The sequence below is a fragment of the Bacillus sp. LR--39 genome (assembly GCF_053613335.1).
In genome coordinates, this window is record NZ_JBSIOT010001394.1 from 1 (window position 1) to 556 (window position 556).

The window sequence follows — 556 nt, forward strand, 5'->3', positions numbered from 1 at the left end:
AGTAATCTTCACTTACCTGTAGGGGAAGCTCGCTTTTATGAGGCGAGCTTTTTCTTTGCCATTCTTTAAGCCATGAAAAAAGGAGGTTCTAATAATGAGTGAGCACTATTATTCAGAAAAACCTTCAGTAAAAAGCAACAAGCAAACCTGGTCTTTTAGGCTTCGGAATAAAGATTTCACGTTTACCAGCGACAGCGGGGTTTTTTCTAAAAAAGAAGTTGATTTCGGCTCCCGCCTGCTGATTGATTCTTTTGAAGAGCCTGAGGTTGAGGGCGGCATTTTGGATGTAGGCTGCGGATACGGCCCGATTGGTTTATCGCTCGCCAGCGACTTTAAAGACCGGACTATCCACATGATTGACGTTAATGAGAGAGCCGTAGAACTATCAAATGAAAATGCGGAACAAAACGGAATAACAAACGTTAAGATTTATCAAAGCGATTTGTTTTCAAACGTTGATTCTGCTCAAACATTTGCTTCTATTCTTACAAATCCCCCAATCCGAGCCGGAAAAAAAGTTGTCCATGCTATCTTTGAGAAAAGCGCTGAACACTTA

Annotated in this window: 1 protein-coding gene; it reads left to right on the forward strand. The window is 41.4% G+C overall.

What is annotated here, in order from left to right; translation table 11 throughout:
- Window positions 1-94: 94 nt before the first annotated feature.
- Window positions 95-556: class I SAM-dependent methyltransferase (locus ACWHAR_RS30710; RefSeq protein ID WP_452088888.1), on the forward strand; the 462-nt coding region annotated here is incomplete at its 3' end.